20 protein-coding genes, 1 tRNA gene and 1 riboswitch are annotated in these 22,900 nt (G+C 64.8%); of the genes, 12 read left to right on the top strand and 9 right to left on the bottom strand.

Annotated elements, in window-relative coordinates; translation table 11 throughout:
• Nucleotides 1-74 precede the first annotated feature (74 nt).
• The 9 genes from KQ307_RS03400 (at nt 75) to KQ307_RS03440 (ending at nt 11,247) form a co-directional block, all read left to right on the top strand.
• Nucleotides 75-2,570, top strand: coding sequence for a class I SAM-dependent DNA methyltransferase (locus KQ307_RS03400; protein WP_259726939.1), 2,496 nt, complete (start codon nt 75-77; stop codon nt 2,568-2,570).
• Entirely contained in the window at nt 2,561-3,868 is a 1,308-nt protein-coding gene (locus KQ307_RS03405) for a restriction endonuclease subunit S (protein ID WP_259726940.1), read from the top strand. Before KQ307_RS03400 ends, KQ307_RS03405 begins: the two co-directional genes overlap by 10 nt.
• A complete protein-coding gene (locus KQ307_RS03410) occupies nt 3,865-5,373 on the top strand; it encodes a DUF4062 domain-containing protein (RefSeq protein WP_259726941.1) in 1,509 nt (502 codons plus the stop codon). The genes KQ307_RS03405 and KQ307_RS03410 overlap by 4 nt, the downstream gene beginning before the upstream one ends.
• An 11-nt stretch (nt 5,374-5,384) precedes the next feature.
• Nucleotides 5,385-8,522 carry a type I restriction endonuclease subunit R gene (locus tag KQ307_RS03415; RefSeq protein WP_259726942.1) on the top strand — a complete coding sequence of 1,046 codons (3,138 nt, stop codon included), beginning with the start codon at nt 5,385-5,387 and terminating at the stop codon, nt 8,520-8,522.
• Nucleotides 8,519-9,271: a M48 family metallopeptidase gene (locus KQ307_RS03420; protein WP_259726943.1), complete on the top strand. Its 753-nt coding sequence runs from the start codon at nt 8,519-8,521 to the stop codon at nt 9,269-9,271. The genes KQ307_RS03415 and KQ307_RS03420 overlap by 4 nt, the downstream gene beginning before the upstream one ends.
• A gap of 728 nt (nt 9,272-9,999) precedes the next feature.
• The gene (locus KQ307_RS03425; RefSeq protein ID WP_259726944.1) at nt 10,000-10,374 is read left to right on the top strand and encodes a hypothetical protein; all 375 of its coding nucleotides are present in this window, start codon (nt 10,000-10,002) and stop codon (nt 10,372-10,374) included.
• The gene (locus tag KQ307_RS03430) at nt 10,371-10,718 is read left to right on the top strand and encodes a hypothetical protein (protein WP_259726945.1); all 348 of its coding nucleotides are present in this window, start codon (nt 10,371-10,373) and stop codon (nt 10,716-10,718) included. Before KQ307_RS03425 ends, KQ307_RS03430 begins: the two co-directional genes overlap by 4 nt.
• Nucleotides 10,719-10,720: 2 nt before the next feature.
• Nucleotides 10,721-10,897, top strand: coding sequence for a hypothetical protein (locus tag KQ307_RS03435; RefSeq protein ID WP_259726946.1), 177 nt, complete (start codon nt 10,721-10,723; stop codon nt 10,895-10,897).
• A gap of 17 nt (nt 10,898-10,914) precedes the next feature.
• Nucleotides 10,915-11,247: a hypothetical protein gene (locus tag KQ307_RS03440; protein WP_259726947.1), complete on the top strand. Its 333-nt coding sequence runs from the start codon at nt 10,915-10,917 to the stop codon at nt 11,245-11,247.
• A 256-nt stretch (nt 11,248-11,503) separates the two neighbouring features.
• Here the strand turns inward: KQ307_RS03440 and KQ307_RS03445 are convergent, their stop codons facing one another.
• From KQ307_RS03445 to KQ307_RS03475, 7 genes are all read right to left on the bottom strand, one after another.
• Nucleotides 11,504-12,118, bottom strand: a complete 615-nt coding sequence (locus KQ307_RS03445; protein ID WP_259701412.1) for a HupE/UreJ family protein — start codon at nt 12,116-12,118, stop codon at nt 11,504-11,506.
• Nucleotides 12,119-12,142: 24 nt separating this feature from the next.
• A riboswitch (cobalamin riboswitch) is annotated at nt 12,143-12,319 on the bottom strand.
• 53 nt (nt 12,320-12,372) lie between these two features.
• On the bottom strand, nt 12,373-13,059 hold the full coding sequence (locus KQ307_RS03450) for a GAP family protein (protein WP_259726948.1): 687 nt from the start codon (nt 13,057-13,059) through the stop codon (nt 12,373-12,375).
• Complete coding sequence (locus tag KQ307_RS03455; RefSeq protein WP_259726949.1) at nt 13,056-13,661, bottom strand: histidine phosphatase family protein; 606 nt, start codon at nt 13,659-13,661, stop codon at nt 13,056-13,058. Before KQ307_RS03455 ends, KQ307_RS03450 begins: the two co-directional genes overlap by 4 nt.
• Nucleotides 13,662-13,696: 35 nt before the next feature.
• Nucleotides 13,697-15,115, bottom strand: a complete 1,419-nt coding sequence (locus KQ307_RS03460; protein WP_259726950.1) for a cobyrinate a,c-diamide synthase — start codon at nt 15,113-15,115, stop codon at nt 13,697-13,699.
• Nucleotides 15,116-15,140: 25 nt separating this feature from the next.
• Nucleotides 15,141-16,442: a glucose-6-phosphate dehydrogenase assembly protein OpcA gene (locus KQ307_RS03465; RefSeq protein WP_259701416.1), complete on the bottom strand. Its 1,302-nt coding sequence runs from the start codon at nt 16,440-16,442 to the stop codon at nt 15,141-15,143.
• Between the two features lie 90 nt (nt 16,443-16,532).
• Nucleotides 16,533-18,056 (bottom strand): glucose-6-phosphate dehydrogenase, encoded by a 1,524-nt coding sequence (gene zwf / locus KQ307_RS03470; RefSeq protein WP_259701417.1) that lies wholly within the window; start codon nt 18,054-18,056, stop codon nt 16,533-16,535.
• 115 nt (nt 18,057-18,171) lie between these two features.
• Nucleotides 18,172-19,362, bottom strand: coding sequence for a phycobilisome linker polypeptide (locus KQ307_RS03475; protein ID WP_259726951.1), 1,191 nt, complete (start codon nt 19,360-19,362; stop codon nt 18,172-18,174).
• Nucleotides 19,363-19,617: 255 nt separating this feature from the next.
• Here KQ307_RS03475 and KQ307_RS03480 point away from each other — a divergent pair, with 255 nt between their 5' ends.
• Nucleotides 19,618-20,088 (top strand): SRPBCC family protein, encoded by a 471-nt coding sequence (locus KQ307_RS03480; protein WP_259701452.1) that lies wholly within the window; start codon nt 19,618-19,620, stop codon nt 20,086-20,088.
• Between the two features lie 242 nt (nt 20,089-20,330).
• On the opposite strand, the gene KQ307_RS03485 is transcribed toward KQ307_RS03480, so the two are convergent.
• A tRNA-Glu gene (locus KQ307_RS03485) sits at nt 20,331-20,403 on the bottom strand.
• A 72-nt stretch (nt 20,404-20,475) separates the two neighbouring features.
• The gene (locus KQ307_RS03490; RefSeq protein ID WP_259701419.1) at nt 20,476-21,642 is read right to left on the bottom strand and encodes a histidine kinase; all 1,167 of its coding nucleotides are present in this window, start codon (nt 21,640-21,642) and stop codon (nt 20,476-20,478) included.
• A gap of 141 nt (nt 21,643-21,783) precedes the next feature.
• On the opposite strand from KQ307_RS03490, the gene KQ307_RS03495 reads away from it, so the two are divergent.
• Nucleotides 21,784-22,203 (top strand): cAMP phosphodiesterase, encoded by a 420-nt coding sequence (locus KQ307_RS03495; protein ID WP_259726952.1) that lies wholly within the window; start codon nt 21,784-21,786, stop codon nt 22,201-22,203.
• Between the two features lie 134 nt (nt 22,204-22,337).
• Nucleotides 22,338-22,868 carry a hypothetical protein gene (locus KQ307_RS03500; protein ID WP_259701421.1) on the top strand — a complete coding sequence of 177 codons (531 nt, stop codon included), beginning with the start codon at nt 22,338-22,340 and terminating at the stop codon, nt 22,866-22,868.
• The last annotated feature ends 32 nt before the right edge of the window (nt 22,869-22,900 follow it).

The following is a 22,900-nucleotide window of genomic DNA, read 5'->3' on the forward strand; positions in this document are numbered from 1 at the left end:
CCGCCGCAGCCCTGGAGCAGGCCGGCGGCACCGAGCATCACACTGGGTCGCTGACGGCGGGCTGAGCGAACGGAATGGCGATCAAGAAGTCCGATCTTTATTCCTCGCTCTGGGCCTCCTGCGATGAACTGCGCGGCGGCATGGATACCAGCCAGTACAAGGACTATGTGCTGTTCATGCTGTTCATCAAATACGTTTCCGATAAATATGGCAACTCTGACGACTTCGCTCCGCCCGTGGTGATCCCAGATGGCGCCAGCTTCAAAGACATGGTGGCGCTCAAGGGCAAGGCTGACATCGGCGATCGGATCAACACCGAGGTGATCCAGCCGCTGATTGATGCCAACGCACGGCTGGCCCGCAGCGACTTCCCCGATTTCAACGACTCCAACAAACTCGGTGACGGCGCCGACAAGGTGGAGCGCCTCGGCAATCTGATCGCCATCTTCGAAACACCGGCGCTCGATTTCTCCAAAAACCGCGCCGAGAACGACGACATCCTCGGCGATGCCTATGAGTATCTGATGCGGCACTTCGCCAGCCAGAGTGGCAAGAGCAAGGGGCAGTTCTACACGCCCTCGGAAGTGAGCCGCATCATCGCCAAGGTGATCGGCATCGCGCCTGCGAATGCCGTTGCTTCCACCACCGCCTACGACCCCACCTGCGGCTCCGGTTCGCTGTTGCTCAAGGTGGCCGCCGAGGCGGGCAAGCCGATCACCCTCGAAGGCCAGGAGAAGGACGTGACCACGGCGGGCCTGGCCCGCATGAACATGATCCTGCACGATTTCCCCACCGCCAACGTGCTCTCGGGCAACACGCTCTTCGATCCGAAGTTCAAGGACGGCGAGCAGCTGCGCACCTACGACTATGTGGTGGCCAATCCACCCTTCTCCGACAAAACCTGGTCGACGGGGCTGTCGTTGGGCGAGGGCGGCAGCGGTGACCGCTTCCAGCGCTTCAGCTGGGGCGTGCCACCCGCCAAGCAGGGCGACTACGCCTACCTGCTGCACATCCTGCGCTCGATGAAAAGCAGCGGCAAAGCCGCCTGCATCCTTCCGCACGGTGTGCTGTTCCGGGGCAATGCCGAAGCGGTGATTCGCAGACAGCTGGTGCGCTCCGGCATCCTCAAGGCGATCATCGGCCTGCCCGCCAATCTCTTCTACGGCACCGGCATTCCCGCCTGCATCCTGGTGCTCGACAAGGAGAACGCCGGCTCCCGCAAGGGCATCTTCATGATCGATGCCAGCAAGGGCTTCAAGAAAGACGGCCCCAAGAACCGCCTGCGCGAGCAGGACCTGCACCGGATCGTGGACACCTTCAGCCGCCTCGATGAGAGCAACCGGCGCTACGCCCGCCTGGTGCCGCTGGAGGAGATCGCCGATCCCCGCAACGACTACAACCTCAACCTGCCGCGCTACATCGACAGCAGCGAACCCGAAGACCTGCAGGACATCGACGCCCACCTGCGCGGCGGCATCCCCGAACGCGACCTGGAGGCCCTCGGCAGCTACTGGGCGCTGATGCCCGGCCTGCGCGCCGCACTGTTCGCGTCCGCCGGCCGCCCCGGCTACGCCGCGCTGGAGCTGCCGCTGGCCGAGCTCAAATCCGCGATCTTCAGCCACCCTGAGTTCACCGCCTTCACCAGCGAGGCCCGCCAACTGTTCGAGCACTGGCAGGCGGCCAGCGCGGTGCTGCTCAAGGATCTGGGCCCGGGCAGCCACCCGAAGCCCCTGATCGAAACGATTGCCGAGCAGCTGCTCGCCAGCTTCCAGGCCACGCCGCTGCTGGATGCCTACGACGTGTACCAGCACCTGATGGACTACTGGGCTGAAACCCTGCAGGACGATGCCTACCTGATCGCCGAGGCCGGCTGGAAGGAGGGCGCGCAGCCGCGCGAGATCCAGCAGGTGAAGAACAAGGACGGCAAGCTGGTCTGGCCTGAAAAGGAAGATTTCAAGCAGGGCAAACGCCGCTTCAAATCCGATCTGGTGACGGCCGAACTGCTGATTGCGCGTTTTTTCAAGGCCGAGCAAGTCACCATTTCGGATCTTGATGGCCTGTTGGCTTCGCTCCAGCAGGATCTCGATGAAGCCCTGGAGGAGAACAGCGGCGAAGAGGGCCTGCTGGTGGAGGTGATCGAAGGCGAAGGCGACAAGCAGAAGATCACCGCCAAAGCCTTGAAAGCCCGCCTCAAGGAGATTGGCCGCGACGCCGACTACGCCGAAGAACGCGAGGCGCTTATCAACTATGCCGACGTGCTGACCCAGCAGACCGAAACCAAGGCCCAGCTCAAGGCCGCCCAGGACAACCTCAACACCAAGCTGTTGGCCAAGTACCCCACCCTCAGCGAAGACGACATCAAGGCCCTCGTGGTGGACGACAAATGGCTGGCCACCCTCGCCACCGCCGTGCAGGGCGAACTCGACCGTGTGTCGCAGACGCTCACCGGCCGAATCCGCCAGCTGGCCGAGCGCTACGCCACACCACTGCCGCAGCTCACCGACGAAGTGGCCACCCTCGCCCGCCGCGTGGACGAACACCTCAAAACGATGGGAGCGGTATGGAACTGAAGCCGGGCTACAAGCAGACGGAGGTGGGCGTCATCCCGGAAGAGTGGGAGGTCGTTACCGCGACAGAAGCGTGTGAGCTGGTAGTGGACTGCAAAAACAGGACGCCTCCAGTTGTTCCTGATAGTGACTACGCCGTGGTTCGAACGCCAAACGTTAGGAACGGTCAATTCGTTATCGAAGATCTTCGTTTCACTGATGAGGCGTCTTTTCGCGAATGGACGGCTCGAGCAGTTCCTCAGTTCGGAGATATTTTGATAACCCGAGAAGCTCCACTCGGCGAAGTTTGTGCAGTTCCTGAAGCACGCAATGTGTGCCTTGGCCAAAGGATGATGCTTTACCGGCCATCGCCGACGAAAACAGAAACCGGCTATCTCCTCTATTCGCTGATGTCTGTACCCGTGAGAGTCAACCTTCTGAGGAAGATTGGCGGCTCCACCGTCGGACATGCGAAAGTTGACGACATTCGTTATCTTCAGCTTCCGCTCCCACCCCTCCCCGAACAACGCGCCATCGCGACGGCGTTGAGCGATGTGGATGCGCTACTGGGCGCGCTGGACCGGCTCATCGCCAAGAAGCGCGACCTCAAACAGGCCGCCATGCAGCAACTCCTCACCGGCCAAACCCGCCTCCCCGGCTTTCACGGCGAGTGGGAGGTGAAGCGGTTAGGGGAGATGGGATGGACCTACGGAGGATTGACTGGCAAAGGGAAAGCCGACTTCGGCGAAGGATCGGCTTGCTACATTACTTTTTTGAACGTTATGTCGAACGTCGTGATTAAATGCGAAGAGTTCGAGCATGTTCATGTCTCTTCATCGGAGACACAGAACCAGGTGATAAAGGGTGACCTGCTCTTCAACGGCTCGTCTGAAACACCTGAGGAGATTGCTATGTGCTCTGTGTTGCTTCATGATGTTTCCGATCTTTACTTAAACAGCTTCTGCTTTGGTTTTAGATTTCATTGCAATGCGCAGGCTGACGGCTTATTCTTTGCTTACTACTTTAGAAGCAGAGTCGGCCGAGAGTTTGTGAAATCACTTGCTCAAGGCTCGACTCGCTACAACGTGTCCAAGTCTGCTCTTCTCAGCTCAACCCTTCATTTACCGTCGCTCCCCGAACAAACCGCCATCGCCGCCGTGCTAACGGATATGGATGCGGAGCTGGTGGCGTTGGAGCAGCGGCAGGCCAAGACCCGCGCCATCAAGCAAGGCATGATGCAGGAGTTGCTCAGCGGGCGCACGCGGCTGGTTGAGGCTGAAACGCCGGGAGGCGTGAGCCTGGAACCAACGCCACGAGCATGAAGGTGTTCATCAGCAGCGTGCAGAAGGAGTTCGCGGCTGAGCGCGCGGCCCTGCGCGACTTTCTGCGTGGTGATGCCATGCTGCGCCTCTTCTTTGAGCCATTTCTGTTCGAAGAGGTTCCCGCCGCCGACCGTCGTGCCGACGAGGTGTATCTGGATGAACTGGAAAACTGCGAGATTTACATTGGCCTTTTCGGCAACGACTACGGCTTTGAGGATCAGCACGGAGTCTCCCCCACGCAGCGGGAATTTGATCAGGCCACGCAGCAGCACAAGCTTCGGCTGATCTTCGTCAAGGGCAGCACCGACACAGGCAGGCATCCCAGCATGCAGGCGTTGATCGGCCGGGCGGGCGGCGAACTGATCCGCCGCCGGTTCACCTCAGCGGCGGAGCTGGTGGCGGCGGTGTATGCGGCGTTGGTGCAGGTGCTGGAAGACCGTGAATTGATCCGCACCGGGCCGTTTGATGCTGCGCCCTGTTCCAAGGCCACGCTTGCCGACCTGAAGTCCGAAGACATGAGCCGCTTCATCCGCGAAGCCAAGCGGGCGCGCGGTTTCCCTCTGAGTGAAGGCGCGACGCCGGAGGAATTGCTGACGCATTTGAACCTGCTGAATGATGGCCGCCCGACCAATGCTGCGGTGTTGTTGTTCGGCCGCCAGCCGCAGCGTTTCCTCATCGCCTCGGAGCTGAAGTGCGCCCACTTTCACGGCACGGAGGTGGCCAAGCCGATCCCCTCCTATCAGGTTTACAAGGGCACGGTGTTCGCGCTGGTGGATCAGGCGGTCGACTTCGTGATGTCGAAGGTCAACTTGAGCGTGGGCACGCGGGCCGCCGGGCCACAGGCACCCGTCACCTACGAAATCCCACGTGAAGTGGTGGCAGAGGCCATCGTGAATGCCGTGGCACACCGCGATTACACCAGCAACGGCAGCGTGCAGGTGATGCTGTTTGCCGATCGTCTGGAGATCTGGAATCCGGGGGCGTTGCCGGCCTCGCTGACCCTGGAGAAGCTGCGGCAACCGCATGGCTCCGTGCCGGCCAATCCGCTGCTGGCCGAGCCGCTCTACCTCACCCGCTACATCGAACGGATGGGCACCGGCACAGGCGACATGATCCGGCGCTGCCGGCAAGCGGGCTTGCCTGAGCCGGGATTCGCGATCCGCGATGGCTTCGTGGCCACCGTGTGGCGGCTGCCCGTTGCCAAGCCAGAGTCACAGCCAGAGACGCGGCCAGAGTCACAGCCAGAGTCGCGGCCAGAGTCGATGGAGCGGCGTGTGCTGGGTTTGTTGCGTCATGGAGCGCTGTCCAAGGCGGAACTCTCCAGCGGCCTGGGCCAAAAAGAGATTTCCGGCCAGCTCAACAAAGTGATCCGCGCGCTGCTCAGCGAGCAATGCATCGAGTACACGATTCCAGACAAACCGAATAGCCGGCTGCAAAAATACCGGCTGACGGCTAAAGGGCAAACCGCTCAGGCGCCAGATCGCGCCGAATCGAGGCCTGCATGAATCGAGCATCGGTGGATCCCCTGCCAGAAGCGCCCCGCTCAGAACGCCAGACCCAGAACCGCGTCATCGCCCTGTTCACCGACATGGCGAGATCTGACGGGCTGGGCTACGACTTCCTCGGGGATTGGAGCCAGCGGGAGAACAACCGCTGCATCGAAGCGGCTTTGCTGCGCGCCAACCTGCTGGAGCGTGGCTATGGCGAGCTGCAGATCGCCGCCGCCTTGCAGAAACTGATCGCCGCCGCCGACAGCACCGGCATCAGCCTCTACCAGGCCAACCTGCGCACCTACCAGCTGCTGCGCTATGGCGTGTCGGTGCAGATTGCCGCTGGAGCGCCCAGTGAGCAGGTGCATCTGGTGGATTGGCAGCACCCGGAGGCCAACCATTTCGCCCTCGCCGAGGAAGTCACCCTGCGCGGCGGCCATGAGCGGCGGCCCGATCTGGTGATCTATCTCAATGGCATCGCCATCGCTGTGATCGAGCTCAAGCGCAGCTCGGTGGAGATCGCTGACAGCGTGCGTCAGCTGATCAGCAACCAGCAGGACATCTTCAACGCCCCATTCTTCGCCACCGTTCAGCTCCTGCTGGCGGGCAGTGATTCCCAGGGGTTGCGTTACGGCACCGTCACCACCAGGGAAGAGTTCTTCGTGGAGTGGAAGGCGGCCGCCAGCCCAGACCAGGCCGCCGCTGCTCCCAGCCCGGGAGCGTTGCTGGATCGGCCGCTGGCCGAAATGGCCGACAAGGCCCGGCTGCTCGATCTGATCCGCCACTTCATCCTCTTCGACAACGGCATCAAAAAGGTGCCGCGCCCCCATCAGTTCGCCGCCGTGAAATCAGCCCAGGAACGTCTTCGCAGCCGCCAGGGTGGGGTGATCTGGCACACCCAGGGCAGCGGCAAGAGCATCCTGATGGTGCTGCTGGCCAAGTGGCTGCTGGAGAACGATCCAGAGGCCCGCATCCTCGTCGTCACCGACCGCGACGAACTCGACAAGCAGATCGAAGGGGTAATGAAGAATGCCGGTGTGATCGGCGAGAGCTCGCCCTCACCCCGCGTCACCCGGCGCGATGAGCTGGTGGCCAAGCTCGGATCGAGCACGCCCCGGCTGCTCTGCGCCCTGCTGCACAAGTTCGATCCCGCCGACCTCAGCGGGCCGCCACCGCCCATCCGCGGGCGTTTCTACGTGTTCGTGGATGAATGCCACCGCAGCCAGGGGGGTGAGATGAACAGGCAGATGAAGCGCTGGCTGGCCGACGCCCTGTTCATCGGCTTCACCGGTACGCCCTTGCTCAAGAAGGATGCGGCCCGGCTGCGCACCCGGGATCTGTTCGGCACCTACATCCACACCTACAAGTTCCACCAGGCCGTGGCCGACAAGGTGGTGCTCGACCTGCGCTACGAGGCCCGTGACGTGCCGCAGCGGCTCAGCTCACCGCAGGCCATCGAAGCCTATTTCGCCCAGAAAACCAGATCCCTGAACAATTTCCAGAAGGCCCTCATCCGCAAGCGCTGGGCCACGATGAAGGAACTGATGAGCGCCGAGGAACGCAAGGCGCGCATCGCCGCCAGCATCATCCACGACTTCGACACCAAGCCGCGCCTCAACAACGACCGGGGCACGGCGATTCTTGTGGCGGCAAGCATCTACGACGCCTGCCACTACATGCGCATCTTCCAGGGCAAGCCCTTCGGGGCCTATTGCGGCGTGATCACCTCCTTCGAGCCGAACCACAACGCCATCTCCCGTGAACCGGCCAACAGCGATGAGCGCTTCAAGTTCGACACCTACACCCAGCACATCCTCAAAGAGGGCCAGTCCACCAAAGCCTATGAAGACGAAGCCAAGCGGCGCTTCATCGAAGAGCCGGCCAACCTCAAGCTGTTGATCGTGGTGAGCAAACTGCTCACCGGCTTCGATGCCCCCAGCTGCACCTACATCTACCTCGACAACGAACTGCACGACCACAACCTCTTCCAGGCCATCTGCCGCACCAATCGCCTCGACGGCGACGACAAAACCTACGGCCACATCGTTGATTTCAAGAAGCTGTTCGAAGATCTGCAAGAGGCCATCTCCGTGTACAGCTCCGATGAGCTGGATCTGGATCAGGGTGATGGCGGCAGCAACAATGTGGAGTTGAAGGGCTGGCTCAGCGAAGGTAAAAGGCAGCTCGATGCGGCCCGTGAAGAGCTGCTCTACCTCTGTGAGCCCGTGCCGTTGCCGCGGGAGGTGGAGCAGTTTCTCCACTTCTTCTGTGGTGAGATCGACAGCCCCACGGCACTCGCAGAAACGGAGCCTTTACGCGTCGCGTTCTACCAATCCGTGGCCCGCTTTGTGCGCGCCTTCGCCGACATCGCCCAGGCTCTCGCCGAAGCCGGCCACACCGAGGCTCAGATCGCCACCTTGCAGAAGGAGGTTGATTTCTATGCGGAGATCCGCTCCGCCATCAAGAAGCATTCCGGCGAAGAGCTCGACATCAAGCCCTATGAGGCCGACATGCGCCGCCTGCTCAACACCTATGTGCAGGCCGATCCAGCGGAGGATCTCGGCAACCTGCAGACCCTCTCCCTCACGGAGCTGATCATCGAAACCGGCATTCACGATGCCATTGCCCGCAAGCTCAACGCCAAAGGCAAGCTCTCGAACAACGCCATCGCCGAAGGCATCATCAACAACGTCCGGCGCACGATCATTCGCGACCAGCTCACCGACCCGCGCTTTTATGCCGAGATGTCGCGGCTGCTGGAGGATCTCATCCGTCAGAGCCGCTCCGATGCCACGGCCTACGAAGCCTTTCTGATCAAGGCCGAAGATCTGGTGAGGCGCATGGCCAACAGGGAGCCTGTGGGAGGTGTTCCCTCGATGCTCCACGGCAGAGCGGAGGCGATCGTGATCTTCAACAACCTGCCCGCCATCCTTTCGGGCATGGCATCAGCGCCATTGGAGGACAATCCACAGCAGCAGGAGGAGCGCGCGGAGCTGGCGCTTCGCCTCGATCAAGCGATGCGCGATTGCGCCCCAGCAGGCTGGAAGGGCGATACTGCGCGCGAAGCTCAGGTGCAGAACGCCCTGTTCCCCATCCTTGCAAGGGATCGCGCCGCGACGCTGGCCCTGTTCGACCTGATCAAAAACCAGCCCGGCTACGGATGAGCGCACAGCCCCAGAGTGGTGTGCCGGCTCCGTTTGGTGAAACGATCCAGATCGGCGAGATCGACATCCTGGTCACCAGGAAGGCCATCAAGCACGTTCATCTTTCCGTGCATCCACCCGATGGTCGCGTCACCCTCGCGGCCCCCAGCGCCACGCGGTTGGAGGTCGCCCGGGCCTATGCCATCACCCGCCTCGCCTGGATCCGCCAACAGCAAGAGGCCTTCAGGGGTCAGGCCCGCGAACCATCCCGTCAGTTCATCGAACGTGAGAGTCATCTCCTCTGGGGACGGCGCCACCTGCTCTCCGTCGCCTACAGCGAAGCCAAGCCTTCTGTTGTGCTTGATCACAGGCGCATCACCCTCACCGTTCGCCCCGGCAGTGATGCCGCCAAACGCGGCGAGATCATCCATTCGTGGCACAGATCACTGCTTCACGCGCTGCTGCCACCGCTGATCAAAACCTGGGAGCGAAAGCTGAACGTGAACGTCAACGCCTACTTTCTGCAGCGAATGAAAACCAAGTGGGGAAGCTGCAATCCCCGTGCCGGCAACATTCGCCTCAACACGGAACTGGTGAAGAAGCCGAAAGATCTTCTCGAGTATGTCGTTGTGCATGAAATGGCCCATCTGCTGGAGCCAACCCACAGCGAACGCTTCATCGCCATCCTCCAGGAGCACTACCCCACCTGGCGCGAGGCGCGGGCCGAACTGAACGCGCTGCCGCTGGCCGCCGAGTTGTGGCGGGAGTGAGGGCCGCCTTCGTTTCTATGCAGCTCACCCCAGCGTCCGCAGGATGCTCTTCATCATCAACACCAAGTGCAACGGTTGGTGAAGGCCAACAGCCTCACGCTGCAGCCACAAACAGGTGTGGTGAAGGGCATCGGTGAAGTAGAGCCCATGGCGTACGCCGGCCAAGGTGAAACCTAACCGCGCCTCCGCTTTCCTGAGTGCCGAAATGCTGGGGAGTGGGAGGGGATGAGATTGGATGCCATCGCCCCTTTACAACGTAGCTTCGATTGGCCATCGGCGTAGAAGGTAGTGCTCCAATCGTGTATTCAAATGGGGCAAAGGGTTCCCACGAGCGAGGTATGGCAAGGGGACCTGGACTCGTTACAGGGAGGTCTAGGACAATTGGCAAGCTTCATTGTATTGAGGGCAGAAACCGCTGGCCTCGTAATCCATCGCTTTGGGCTACAAGCTTCAACGGGCATTTTCCCAAGTTCGTATGTTATCTCTATCACTCGACTGGCATTCTGAGTTTCGCTTCAGGCTAAGATGTTCCGACTCTGACAGAAGCGATGTACATTCTTTCGTGCCATCAGCCCTTCCCTTGCCCCCTCAGAACAGCAACGCATCGCTGCCTGCCTGAGCAGCCTCAACCATCTGATTCACCGCCGAAACTAAAAGTTCGAAGCCCTCAAGATTCACAAGAAGGGCTTGATGCAACAGCTTTTGCCAACTCTGGAAGAGATGTCAGCATGAATGGCCTGATTCTCTACACCACTGAAGACGGTACCAGCCGCATCCAACGATGCGCCAAAGGCCAGACGGGGTGGCTCCCACAGCGCGAGATGGCGGAACTCTTTGCTGTGAGCTCGGACAACGTAGGCCTGCACCTTAAGAACATCTATGCGGAAGCTGAACTGACCCGCGAGACAACTACCGAGGATTCCTCGGTAGTTCAACCCGAAGGGGCCAGGGAAGTTCAGCGACCGCTCATCCTTTACAACCTCGATGCCATGCCCCCCGCCCGCCCCGGCGTTTACAGCGGCGAAGCCAATCCCTTTGGCTGCCACCTGCCCGCCCAGCTGCAGCAGCAGCTTTTCCCGTTATCGGAAGAAGTGGAAGCATGAGCAAGAAGATCATCATCATCGCTGAACCGAACGGCGCAGGAAAAACGACCTTTGCTCGTTCCTTTCTCCCGCAGGAGGCGCAGTGCCCGCGCTTCATCAATGCAGACCTGATCGCGGCCGGGCTTTCACCCTTCTCCCCTGAGAGTGCAGCGCTCAAGGCGGGGCGGTTGATGCTGGCAGAAATCGCCGACTGCGTCCGCAACGGTGAGAGTTTTGCCTTTGCGACCACGCTTTCCGGTCTGAGTGAACTGGAAAGGGCCTACAAGCCCGCCGTTGATGCCTGGGCCATCTATGACAGTGTCGGCGAAAGCCCGGCGCTGCTCGAATGGGGTGAAAGTAAATGACCATGAGAAACATTCAGGAAGCCAACGATCCCGATCTGCGTGCCTCCGTTGCCGCCATGAAGCGCGCCGCAGAGGCAGCCCGCCAGACGGCCATCCAGACGGGCACGAATCTCGTCATCGTCAAAGACGGCAAGCTCACCCGTATCCCCGCCGAAGCGCTGCGTGAGGCGGCCCGCTAGAAGGGCCGACAACCGACATGACCCCCGCCCGCCCCTTCGCCCTGCGCCTGTTCATGCCCTCCGGCCAGCCTGAGGGCATGCGCATCGTGGAGAAAACGAACTGGAGCGGCATCGGCTTCGTGGAGGAGTTGCTGCTCTGTTGCCCGGTGCTGGGGTTTCGCGCCTTCGAGCAGGCATCGGGTAAGCCGTCAGCCTCCAGCAGCAGGCTTTTTCACCTCAAGGGTCCAGACGCTTCCGGTCAGGGCTTTGAATCACCCGGTGGCTTCACGGTGCTCGCTGGCGCCAAGGCCCGCCGCGACTTCGCCGATTCCACCATGCCCGCCATGGAACCATCCACTTGGTGCCGATGATCGAAACCGAGGTGCAGATGCAGCGGCAGGGTGAGATCCGTTCCTTCCGTGGCCAGCTGCATTGAGACGGCGACCTGGAAGCCCAGCGGCTCGATCAGCCCGATGCTCCGGGGTGATCGTCGTTGATTCATCGGTCTGGATCGACTTCTTCAACGGGGTCAGCACTCCTGAAGTGGAGCATCTGGGTCTGGAGTCTGCGACCTAAGCCGTGGGAGCTCCCATCCAGCCCATTGGCGCGAAGCCGCCCGGGCGCGACTCAGCGCGCCAGCAGGCCGATCGGCCCGAGCACCAGGAAGCCGCCGAACAGGGCCAGCAGCAGGGCCAGCTTGGTGGTCCAGTGGGCCGGCAGGCGCCTGAGCACCAGGTAGGTGCCTCCGCTCACCAGCAGGGAGCCGGCGAAGGCCCCCAGCCACCAGCTCGCCGCTGCCATTCCGGCGGGGGCTTCCTGGCCGTGGAGCATGGCGTGCACGGCGACGGCACCGGCGATCAGGGTGCCGCAGAAGCCAAGGGCCGGGGCAGCTCCGGAGCGGTGGCTGCGCAGCACCAGCACCGCCACGGCTGAAATCGCCAGGGCGGCGATCACCTCAGCGGCAGGCAGGCCGCCGCCCATCGCCCCGAAGATGCCGCCGCCGATGGCGCCGGCCAGGGCCCAGAGCAACAGCTGGCCGGAGATGTAGGAGGCGGCGGCGCCCACCCCGATCAGCAGGAGCAGGTGATCGGTGCCCAGCAGGGGATGCAGGAAGCCGGAGCTGAGGCCGCCATGGGCGATGCCGTGGGCCTGGGCCGGCTGGCCTGCCAGGACGATCGCCAGGGCCGAGAGGCAGAGGATCGGAGCCAGGCTGCGGCTGGCGGAAGTGGGGCTGGAAATCATCGAATGACCCGGTCCACGCCGGGATTGAAGGGAACAGGAAACGGCGAGCGTTCTGACTGAGGAGCGCGGACCCGGAGGGGCGCTCAATCACAGCTGCGGGACAGCGCCGGACTCGGTTCCTGGCTGAACCAGGTTCCCCACCGGACTTTCCTCGTTGCCTTTCGGGAGTGACCACCGAAAACCGATCCCAGCCATTCTGCGCTGAAACCGGCACGCTGCCCGGTTGTGTCGTAATGGTCAGACCACAGCGGCGCTCAGGCCAGTCGCAGTCCCTCGATCCCCTGCCAGGCGAGATAGGCGGCGAGCGCCAGGCTCAGGCCGCCCACCACCAGTTCGCCGCGGGCATAGAGGGCCTGCTTGCCCCGTTGCAGCAACGGCAGCATGCTCTGCCGCGCCAGGGCCACGGCCAGGAATGGCAACAGCAGCAGTAGACTGGCCGCCAGCGTGAAGGCGCCGGCCAGCAGCAGTTCCTGAGCCCGATCCAGGTCGGCGGCGAGCAGGGCCGAGGCCCCCTTGGCCAGCAGGAACAGGTCGTCGGGGCTGATCACTTCGATCGCGGCGCTGACCCCGATCAGCAGCGGCAGGGGCAGGGCGCAGAAGCGATCCAGCTGGCGGATCCAGCCGGCCGGTTCACTGCCTGCCGCCTTGGTGGGCAGCAGATCGCGGATGCCCAGGGCCAGCAGGGCGCCGGCGCCCATCAGATCCAGGCCGGTGCGGTGGCTGCTGCCCTGCTCCATGCTCAGCAGCAGGCCGTGGCCCACGGTGAGCAGCAGCGTCACCATCACGGCGATCGTCGCCATCCAGCTGAGCACGAACAGGCCGCCGCGGCGCAGGGGATTCGGCCCCAGCAGCAGCAGCAGCAGCAGGCCGATGTGGATCGGGCTGAGGCTGATGCCACTGCCATAGGCCAGCAGTTCAGCCCAGAGGCGGGGATCGCTCATGCCGCCGGCCCGCTGGTCGGGGCATTCCAGCGCAGCACCACCCGCCGGTCCCGCTCGTGGCCCAGCACGCTGACCGTGCCGGTGTTCAGGGCCAGCAGGCCGCCTCCCCTGGCGCCGAGACCCAGCCAGCTGCCCCCCAGGGCTCTGAGGATGTGCCCATGGGCGAACAGGGCCACCCGGCCGTTCTCCGCCAGGGCCAGGGCCTGCTCGATCACCTGCTGGCAGCGGTGCTCCACCTGCTCGATGCTCTCTCCGCCCTCGCAGCCGTGGGTCCAGACGGTCCAGCCGGGGACCTCCTGGCGGATCTCCGGGGTGGTCAGGCCCTCGTAGGCGCCGTAATCCCATTCCCGCAGCTCCTCGCAGAGGCTGGCGCTCTGGGCCAGCCCTGCCAGCTCGCAGGTCTGGCGGGCCCGTTGCAGCGGACTGCAGAGCACCGCCGCGAAGCGAAGCTCCGCCAGCAGGGGTGCCAGGGCCCTCGCCTCAGCTTCCCCTTCCGGCAGCAGGGCCAGGTCGGTGTTGCCGGTGTGGCGGCCATCGCGGGCCCAGGCGGTGGCGCCGTGCCGCAGCAACCAGAGTTCCGGGGCTGGATTCGAGGACGTCACGGTGGGTGGGCTGGTTTACCGGTTGGATTGAACCATCACACGGCCGCGGCTGGGGTCAGCGGCCGCACCCGGGCGGCGGCGTCGCGCAGGCGACAGCAGATCTGCGGGCAGCCACTCCAGTGCAGGTGCAGCCAGCTGGCGTGCAGGCCGGGCCGGCTCCAGCCTTCCGGCCGGCTCGGCCAGCCCCAGCCTTCGAGCTGCCAGAGCGGCCCGCCGGGCGGGGCTGTGGCTGCCGCCGGCAGCGGTTCCAGCTCCCAGCGATGAAATTCATGGCCGCAGACGGTTTCGCCCCGCCGCACCACCAGCCCGTCCGCCAGGGCCGTGGCCTGCCGATAGCCCAGCTGCAGGGCGCCGCGCCGCGCTGAGAACGGCAGCAGACCCGCCATCCGATGGGACACCCCGCTGCCATCCTCCAGCTCCTGGCCCAGCAGCAGCAGCCCGCCGCACTCGGCGTAGATCGGCAGGCCTGCCCCGGCGGCGCGGCGCAGGTCCGCCAGGCTGCGTTTGCTGGCGGCCAGGGCGGCGGCATGGAGCTCCGGAAATCCTCCCGGCAGGATCACCCCCTGACTGCCGGCGGGAAGCGGTTCGTCGGCCAGCGGTTGCCACGGCTGCACGCTCACGCCCAGGCCTTCGAGCAGGGCGCTGGCTTCCGGGTAGCGGAAGTGGAAGGCGGCGTCACTGGCGATCGCCAGGGTGACCAGAGCCGTCGGCCCGGGCCCGGGGCGATCGCCAGCCAGGCACCAGCGGATCGGATCGGGGCTGCCCGCCCCTGGCGGCGGCGGCGGCGCCAGCAGGGGCATCAGCGCCTCCAGGTCGAGGTGACGTTCGGCCAGGGCCGCCCACTCCTCCAGGCAGCGGCCCAGGTCTTCGAGTTCATGGGCTGGCAGCAGGCCCAGGTGACGGGAGGGCAGGCTGAGGCTCGGGTGACGCGGCAGCACACCCAGCAGCGGCATGGCGATGGCGGCCAGGGCCTCACTGAGCAGGGCCTGGTGCCGCTCGGTGCTCACCCCGTTCAGCACAACACCGGCCAGCTCCAGGCCGGGTTGATGATCCCGGAAACCCCGCACCAGCGCCGCCACCGAACCGGCCTGGCGGCTGGCCTCCACCACCAGCACCACCGGCAGCCCCAGCAGCTGGGCCAGTTCCGCCGAGCTGCCGGCCAGGCCCGGCCCCCGGCCGTCGAACAGCCCCATCACCCCCTCCACCAGGCAGTGGTCGGCCTGGCTCCCCCACCAGGGGAAGCTGCGCCGCACCCAGCCCTCGCCGCAGAGCAGGGCATCGAGGTTGCGGCAGGGCCTGCCGCTGGTCCGGCTCAGCAGCTGGGGATCGAGATAATCCGGCCCCACCTTGAAGGTCTGGATCGTTTCGCCACGCCGGCGCACCAGGGCGGCAAGGCAGAGGCTGAGCAGGGTCTTGCCGCTGCCGCTGCAGGGTGCCGCAATCAAACAGGCCATGCCGACGCGTCCCTTCCCTGCCCGGTCAGTGCGGCAGCAGCCTGGCCGCCATCGGCGCGGCCGCCGCCAGCAGGGGGCTGGTGGTGTCGTGGCCGCCGGCCAGCAGGCGGGCCATCTCCATCTCCTCGCTTTCGTTGGAGATGCTCACCACCTCCTCGGCCAGCTCCATCGTGGCCACCCCGCCGGCCTCCAGCCGCATGCAGCCGCCCGATTCGGAGCAGAGGATCACGCAGAGCGGCTTGCGGCCTTCCGGGCAACAGATCAGGCGCAGGCCCACCAGGGCGCCGGGATGGCTCTTGGGAACCCCCACCGGCACCGACATCAGCCGGAACTGGACGATCTGGCCGTCGCTGCGCTGGAACTCGGCGCCGATTCCCGCCTCGGTGCCATTGGCCGGGATGCGGTAGCTGTTCTGCAGGTGCCAGCCGAGCCGGTCGGCGATCCAGGCCGCCAGCAGCAGGCCCTGCACCGGGTGATCTCCCTCCACGTCGATGTCGAGCTGCACCACGTGGGTGAGGGCATCGCGGCGGCCGGGCGGATCGAACACCATCGCCAGCGATTCGGTCCAGCTGCGCTGCCGCAACCAGTTGAGGTCGTTCACCGCCTGGTCGCTGGCGATGCGCTCCACCAGCACATCAAGGCAGCGGCGCGGGTCGCCGATCGAGCTGTCCAGCACCAGCCGCCGCGAGGGCAGGGCCAGGGCGGCGAGCAGGTCGGGGGATTCATCCAGGGAGCCGTTCCACCACACCCAGCAGGGCAGGTCGTCCGCCACCAGCGGATTGAGCATGGCGAGCCCCTGCTCGATCGCGCCCTTGCCGCCCCGCAGCACCACCACGTCGCCGCAGGCCGGCGCGCTGCCGCTGCGTTCCTCCGGCAGCGGGCAGTAGGCGGCCACCAGCGTTTCCAGGGGGTGGTCCTCGCGCAGGGTGGGGGCCAGGGTGATCAGCCGCCGGGGTCGATGGGCGCTGATCGCCTGATCAACGAACTGTCCGCGCAGGTCTTCGGCGGTGTGGCTGCCCGGTTGCTGGCCCAGGGCCCAGGCCAGCTCCGGTGCCATCGGAGCCGTGCAGAGCGGCAGGCCGCATTCCGCCGTGGCGGTACGGGCGGCATCGAAGAGATCCTCGTTGAGCAGGCCGCTGATCGGGCCGTCGATGTGACCGGTGCGGATCAGCTGCTGCTGCAGCCAGGAGGGTTCCCACACCACCAGCGTGAAGGTGGAGGCTCCGGTCGAAGCCTCCAGATCCTTTTCCCAGAGGCGATCCAGATAACCGGACACCTCGTTGGGAGAGAGGGCGAGGGGAGCCTGAAGCGTGAGCTGGGGGGACATCGGGACGGGCGTCGTGAAGGGCGAAGACGAAAAGGCGGGACGGTGGGCTGGACCGGGAGCGGGGCTGGAGGCGCGGCAGAGGGCAGTGGATCAGGGGCGGCGCCACATCAGCCCGTCATTGGCCAGGAGGCTGTCGGCGGCTCCGGGGCCCCAGGTTCTGGCCTCGTAGGGCTGCACCGGCAGTTGCCAGGGGCTGTCCTCGATCAGCTCCAGCAGCGGCGTGTAGAGCCGCCAGGCCGCCTCCACCTCGTCGGCCCGGGTGTAGAGGGTGGGATCCCCCAGCATGGCGTCGGCCAGCAGGCGAACGTAACCCTCGTCGGAGGGTTCACCGAACGATTCGTCGTAGGAGAAGTGCATGTCCACCGGCCGGCTGCGCATGCCGGAGCCCGGAGCCTTCACATCGAAGACGAAGCCGGCCCCTTCATCGGGCTGGATCCGCAGGATCAGCTGGTTGGCGGTGGGGCTGCCACCGGCCGCGTCGAACAGATGCACCGGCGCCTCCCGGAAGGTGAGCACCACCTCGGAGAGCCGCTTCGGCAGCCGCTTGCCGGTGCGCAGGTAGAAGGGCACCCCCTGCCAGCGCCAGTTGTCGATGAACAGCTTCATCGCCAGATAGGTTTCCGTGGTGCTGTTCGGGTTGACCCCAGGCTCCTCCCGGTAGCCCCGCAGCGGGTCGCTGATGCTGCCCCCGGCCGCGTACTGTCCGCGCACACAGCATTTCCACGGCTCCTCCTCATTGGCCAGCCGGGCCGCCTGCAGCACCTTCGCCTTCTCGTTGCGGATCGCTTCGGGATCGAAGCGGCCCGGCGCCTCCATGGTGGTGAGCGCCAGCATCTGGGTGAGGTGGTTCTGCACCATGTCCCGCAGGGCGCCGGAGCTTTCGTAGTAGCCGGCCCGCTCCTCCACCCCCACGGTTTCGGCGGCGGTGATCTGCACGCTGGAGATGAAGTTGCGGTTCCAGATCGGCTCGAAGATCGTGTTGGCGAAGCGCAGCACCAGGATGTTCTGGACCGTTTCCTTGCCCAGGTAGTGGTCGATCCGGAACACCTGGTTCTCCTGGGCGCAGGCCTGAACGATCCGGTTGAGCTGCTCGGCGCTGCCGTAGTCGCGGCCGAACGGCTTCTCGATCACCACCCGACTGCGCTTCGGGTCACTGAGCAGGCCGGCATCCGCCAGGGCCCGGCAGCCGCTGCCGTAGAAGTCGGGCGACACCGAGAGATAGAAGGTGCGGTTGGTGCGGGTGGCCCGCAGCCGGTCGATGACCTCCAGCCGCTGGGCCAGGCGCACCAGGTGCTCGCTCTGCTGCAGATCGACAGGCTCGTAGAACAGCCCGCTGGCGAACTGCTCCCAGGCGGTGGGGTGATCACGGATCGTCGGCGCCAGGGCCGCCGCCATCTTGTTGCGGAACTCCTCGTCGCTCCAGGGACGGCGGGCGCAACCGAGGATGGCGAACTCGCTGGGCAGGCGCCGCTGCCGGAACAGCTCGAACAGGGCGGGAATCAGCTTGCGGTGGGTGAGGTCGCCGCTGGCCCCGAAGATCACCAGACATTGGGGCGAAATCACCCTCTCCTGGCGCAGCCCGACCCGCAACGGATTGGTGAGAGTGGCGTTCATGCGCGAGGGGCCGATGGAGCTGGCCCCACCACGAAAGCGGGGAACCCCCCGCCTGCGGTGTGCGGCCCTCGATTTTGTGGTGGTTTCGGCAAAAAGAACGGCCGCTCAGCGGTGTTCAGTAGGTCTCCACATGCCAGCGCTCGGCCTTCTTGAGCTGAGGGCGCAACTCCGCCCAGTTCAGGCCCTTGGCCGCCGCCGCCGTGGTCATCGCCTCGTCGATGCCGGGCTCCATCCCCCTCAGTCCACACATGTAGACGTGGGTTCTGGGGTCTTCGATCCAGGCGAAGATCTCCTCGCCGTGCTCCGCCACGCGGTCCTGGATGTACATCCGCCCACCGCTGGGATTCTTTTCTTCCCGGCTGATCGCCTTGGTGTAGCGGAAGTTGTCGGGGAAAGCGGCCAGGTAGCTCTGCAGATCCTCTTCGTAGAGCAGGTTGGCCGTGGTGGGCACGCCCATGATCAGCCAGGCCTTGCCCCGGAACTGATAGCCGGGATTCTTGGCCCGCTCGCCGGGATCGAACATCCGGCGCAGGTAGGCGCGCATCGGTGCGATGCCTGTGCCGGTGGCCAGCATGATCACATTGGCCTCCTCATCGGGGGGGAGCAGCATCTCCTTGCCCACCGGGCCGGTGATCTTCACCTTGGCGCCGGGTTCGATGTCGCAGAGGAAGGTGGAGCAGACGCCGTAGATCGTTTCGCCCTCCTTCTCGTACTGGAGCTGGCGGACACACAGGGAGACGGTCTTGTCCTCGAGGTTGTCGCCATGGCGGGTGCTGGCGATCGAATACAGCCGCAGCTTGTTGGGTTTGCCGTTGGCATCGACGCCATCGGGAATGATGCCGATGCTCTGGCCTTCCACGTAGTGGAGATTGCCCTCGGAGAGATCGAAGCTGATGTGGTTCACCCGGCCGATCGCCCCTTCGGCCAGCAGGGAGTAGTTCCCCAGCACCGTGCCCATGTAGGGATCCTTCGGCTTGTAGAGATTGACCGGAGGAGCCTCGTGGCTGGGTGGGGTGCTGGTCACGGTGGGGGTGGTGGCGTCGGTGCTGGAAACGTCAGGGGCGCCGGCGGCTTCAGCGGGGGTTTCGGCAGCTGGCTCGCTGGCCGAGGGCGAAGCGCCGATCGGGGTGACCGAAACAATCCGGCCTCCCTGCTCGTTGATCATCCGCAGGGTGGCCTGCATCTGGGCGAGACTGAGATTGAAGCGTCTCACCGCGGTGCGCTCGGAAGGTCCGCTCAGTCCCTCCACAACGAGGCTGAACATGCGGGCATCGCCCTGGCGAAGCGCTGCGGTTGAGGTGCGCATCGGCCGCTGTATCCCAAAAATGCGTTGCGATCATAGGGAAGGCCGATCTCCCGAGCTCGGCGCCCGTCCCCACCCCAGCAACGAAACACAGGGTTTAGGTTGGGTTGCTGACATTGGGGTGTCGTGGCCCTCACCATGCCTTCCCCGAATTCGGTGATTCACCATTTGGCGCACCCTTCAGGCCTTGACATCGCTCCGGGCCCGGGTCCGGGTCTGGGGCTTCAGGTCTGCGCCCTCGACACGATCCAGCAGGACATGGAGCGGCTGCCCCAGGGAGTGCGGCGGCTGGCGGTCCAGTTGCGCCTGGGCCTCAGCCAGGACCTGATCTGGACGGTGATCACCGACTACGAGAACCTCAGCGGTTTCATCCCCAACCTCGCCTCCTCAAAGCTGCTCTGGCGTCAGGGGAACCAGGTGGGCCTGGAGCAGGTGGGTTGCCAGCAGTTCTGCGGGCTGCGCTTCAGCGCCCGGGTCGAGTTGGTGCTGGTGGAGCAGCGGGACGATGGGGTGCTGCGCTTCCGGATGACCCAGGGTGATTTCCGCCGCTTCGAAGGGGCCTGGACGGTCAGTCGCGATCCCCAGGGCGCCCGGCTGCTCTACGAACTCACCGTGCAGGGACGGCCGGGCATGCCGATCGGCCTGATCGAGCAACGCCTGCGGGAGGATCTCGCCGCCAACCTCCGCGCCGTGCAGCAGGAGGCGATGCAACGCTTTCAGGCCAGCTGATCGCGTTGAATTTGATTGCGTTGATTCAGATCGGGTTGATTCAAATTGGCTTGATTCTGATCGGCTTGATTCTGATCGGCTTGATTCAGAGGAATGGCAGGATTATGAATCAATCAAAAATCTGATCAATCAAAAATCTGATCAATGAAAACCCCGAAGCCGTGGGGTTGATCAGACCAGGACAAAGCGTTTCTGAGGGGTCAGAAGATGATTTCTGCCCGACAATCTGCTGTTCGGTTGCATACCCCCAAGGGGATTCGAACCCCTGTCGCCTCCGTGAAAGGGAGGTGTCCTAGGCCTCTAGACGATGGGGGCGAGGCCACGGGGCAAAGCGTTGATAGCCAGGCTTACCGATGGATGGACGCTACGGTTCGGAGTAGCCCTTCGTCAAGGAGGGTTCAGGCCCGGGGCGTGCTGGCCACTCCACATCGGAACGGTGAAATGGAAGCTGGCTCCTTCCCCCGGTTGGGAGACCACCCAGATCCGTCCGCCATGGGCCTCCGCGATCCGGCGGCACACCGAAAGGCCGATCCCGAACCCCGAGGTGGTGGCCGATGTCTGGGGAAGCCGCACGGAATCCAGGAAGATCCGTTCCTGTTCTCCCCTGGGAATGCCCGGGCCGGTGTCGCTGACGCTCACCTGCACCCACTGGCCGGTGCGGTGGAGCATCGAAAGTTCCACCCGCCCCCCGTCCGGGGTGAACTTCAGGGCATTTTCCAGCAGGTTGAGTAACACCTGCCGCATGCGCCGGTGGTCGGCGAACACGTTGGGCAGGTCGGCGGGAATGTCGGCGAGCAGTTGCAGGTCGCGGCTGACCCAGAGTTTTTCCAGCTCCAGCAGGGCCTCGGCAGCCACCGAGCCGAGGTCGAGCCGCTGGGGATTGAACAGGGTTTCCCACTGGGTCGTTCCCACCTCCAGCAGGTCCAGGGAGAGGTGCTCGATGTCATCGAGGCGGCGGTCGAGCACATCCCGGCAGCGGTTGGCGCCGATGTGGCCGAGCTGCAGGCTCTGGAGGGCCAGCTTGGCCGCCGTCAGGGGGGTGCGCAGCTCATGGGCCACCATCCGCAGCAGTCGCTCCTGGATCCCCAGCCGCTCGATCAGGGTGTCGTTTTCCTGGCGAAGCACCAGCAGCTGGTCTTCGAGCTGAAGTTCCCGCTGGCTGCGGCTGCCATCGATTTCCGCCGGTCGCAGGCTCATGCCCAGCCCGCTGACCACCTCCAGCTGCTGCCAGCGGGGCAGCCAGCCCTTCAACTGTTCGAGGATGGTGGTGCCCGCAAACACCTGGCGGGGGGCCGGCAGCAGCTTCACCACTGCTGGTGTGGCCACCAGGCGGTAGAGCTCGAGCAGCTCCGGCCGCAGGGCGGGATCGGCGATCTGGAGCTTCACCTCGAAGCCGTAGTCGCTGCTTTCGAGGAACCGGAGAACCCCCCGCAGATCCGTGGAGGCGAGATGGTGAGGGGCGGCCAGCACCAGCAGCGAGAGGACCCGGCGGGGGGAGGGGAGGGCAACCTCCTGGGCCGTTGTCGCAGAGAGTGATTCCCCCTTGGCGGGCACCGTGTCACGAAATCGAAACCTGATCCCCACCCTATGGGCTGGTCCCGGCCTGCGGAAGGCTCCGCTGGTCCAGCCTCGCCCCTGGCCGATTGATCCCCAGCGAGCGATGGGTCAGCATGGGGTTTGATGAATTCCTGTCCCTTGCGTCTCCTGCCCCGCTGGAGCACCCGCCTGCTGGCGGCCTCGCTGCTGCTTGTTCCGTTCACCCTTCTGCCCCAGGCAGCGCAGGCCGCACCGGCAACGGAAGCCGAGATGTCGCTCTACACCCGCATTGCCGCCGTCAACGTCTGCATCTCCCGCGGAGCGGCCGTGGAGTTCGACAAGGCGGTCGGGATTGCCGGTGAAACGATCGCCCAGGTGATTCAGGGTGTCCACGGCGGTCTGATCAAGCAGGTGGGGACCAAAGCGCTCACGATCGAGGAGCTGCGCCGGGGTTCGGTCAACTCCGCAGTGATCGGTGCTGTTGAGATCTGCCCGAATCAGGTGCCCGCCGATGTGGTGAAGAAGGTGCAGGACGCCATCAAGAAACAGGGCAGCGGCGCCAAACCTCCGGCGAAGTGAAGCCAGCAGCCACTTCTGATCTGTGACCCGGGTCGCATCCGGATGCAGACCGGGGTCGGCCCAGTTGCTGTTCATGCAGGTCCGGCGGTTTTGCTGAGGGCATCCCGAAGGGGATTCCCATCGCTGCAATCGTCATGTCGTTGGCTCGCTCGCTTCGCTTCCAGTCCCCGGTCAGCCTCGCTGCCGGTCTGATCGGCATGGCCCTGGCCATCCCCACGGCCGCCACCGCCCAGCCCTTCTACGGTTCAGGCCCGATCCCGGTCCAGGTGCAGACCATGGAGCGCCGGGTGGTCGGCTACCGCCAGGTGCCGGTCTACGGCCAGGTGCCCGTCGTGCGCACCCAATACGTTCAGTCGCCCGTCTATCAGGCCCCGATCGACCAGGACCGCTACTACCAGGCCAGGAACTTCCCGGCTCCCTACCAGGATTATCCGAATCGCCTGGCCAACCCCGGCTTCCAGCAGGCCCCCACCAGCTGGGAGGAAGCCCAGGCCCTGCAACGCCGCTGCTCGATCGGTCGTCTGGTCGGTGGCGTGCTCGGCGGAGGAATCGGTTATGCCGCCTCCCGCCAGGACGGTCGCACCTGGGCCGTGCCGCTCGGCGCCCTGCTCGGCTCCCAGGTGGGCTGCAACGCCGGCCAGGGTCGGGATCCCCTGCCCTGGTGAGCGTGAGCTGGGGGCCAGGATCGGAGCATCGT

Origin of the sequence: Synechococcus sp. CS-1326 (assembly GCF_025128115.1) — a bacterium.
Classification (GTDB): Bacteria; Cyanobacteriota; Cyanobacteriia; order PCC-6307; family Cyanobiaceae; genus Regnicoccus.